The sequence below is a fragment of the Erwinia typographi genome (assembly GCF_000773975.1).
In the GTDB taxonomy this organism is placed as follows: Bacteria; Pseudomonadota; Gammaproteobacteria; order Enterobacterales; family Enterobacteriaceae; genus Erwinia; species Erwinia typographi.
Window position 1 is genome coordinate 1 of record NZ_JRUQ01000061.1, and the last position, 1248, is coordinate 1248.

General features: G+C 48.2%; 1 protein-coding gene and 1 pseudogene. One reads left to right on the top strand and one right to left on the bottom strand.

Going from position 1 to position 1248, the window contains the following annotated elements; all coding sequences use genetic code 11:
• Window positions 1-223: pseudogene (locus NG99_RS21100) on the top strand (transposase); the annotation flags it as partial.
• A 239-nt stretch (window positions 224-462) separates the two neighbouring features.
• On the opposite strand, the gene NG99_RS21105 reads toward NG99_RS21100, so the two are convergent.
• Entirely contained in the window at window positions 463-747 is a 285-nt protein-coding gene (locus NG99_RS21105) for a hypothetical protein (RefSeq protein ID WP_052130825.1), read from the bottom strand.
• Between the last annotated feature and the right edge of the window lie 501 nt (window positions 748-1248).

Here is a 1248-nt window from a genome sequence, read left to right on the forward strand (position 1 = left end):
AAGCGGTGACGCTCGCCCCTCTGGGGCGCTACGTTCTCACGGTGGCAGTGTGATTAACAAGGCCGTATTCCTCGCGCTGGGTATCAATACTGACGGTCAGAAAGAGCTCCTGGGTATGTGGCTGGCCGAAAACGAAGGGGCGAAGTTCTGGCTGAACGTGCTGACCGAGCTTAAAAACCGGGGACTTCAGGATATCCTGATTGCCTGCGTGGACGGACTGAAGAAGCGGCGCTGATGGCGCTGGATACGTTCGCGGGTGCCTGGACGGTCACTTCTGAGAAAGGCATTTACACAGAATCGTGTACAGGGTCTTATATCACGGGGTACTACAGCACTCTCAGGCCCCACTGGTATAACGGCGGCTTAACGCCAAATGAATCAGAGCGACTGTTCCACGAACAGTCAGGTCGTGTGGCCAAAATTAGTTGACCACTACACTCCTAACCATGTACGACCTGCGGCTTAATTTATAACGCTGAGGGCATATTCAAGCTCGCTTTCCAACGTCCGGAGGTCCCTGAAGTAATCCGTTCCGTTATCGTGATTTCTCAGGCACTCGCCTGTTTTCTCCCGGAGCCAGAGGAGGGCGCCCCGGTCGGGGTACACATCGCAGATGCAGTCAAGAAAGCAGAGCATTTCCCAGCACTCGGTAAAGCTGTAGTGCCGGACGGACTCCCGGAGTATTTCCCGGCTGAGGCTACTTCCATAAAAGCGGTAGATAAATACGGGATCGTGTTTTTCCTTCATAAAAATGGAGACCTGACAATAAACATCTGATGAATAAAAATATAAAATACAGGCATATCTTAATGCAGTTCAGGTTATCGCACGAACATATCGATCGTCAATAACGATCAACTACTGCAATCAATAGTCATGAGCCATCATATTTCATAAATTGATCGCCAGAAGCGTTTTTTAGGTGGCACATGTTTTTTCTTTCCACTGAAATAAAAGGGAATAACACATATTAGAGGTGAAAATGATAGCGAAACTTTACAGCCCCGTAGGGGGATATTTCCTGAGTTAGGGTGGATTTAATTAATGCCTATTTAAATGATGTTTAATTAACATAAAAATTCGCCATGCTGCATTATCATTTAATGTGTTTTTTTTCAAAAAAAATAACACAGAATGACGGTGCCGTTCCGGTAAGCGGAGCGCGCTTACGGCTCTGCGAGAAAGGCTGGCGCGCCGCCGGGATGATAACGGTGGGGGAGAAAAGCAAAGAACGTAGCGCCCCATAGG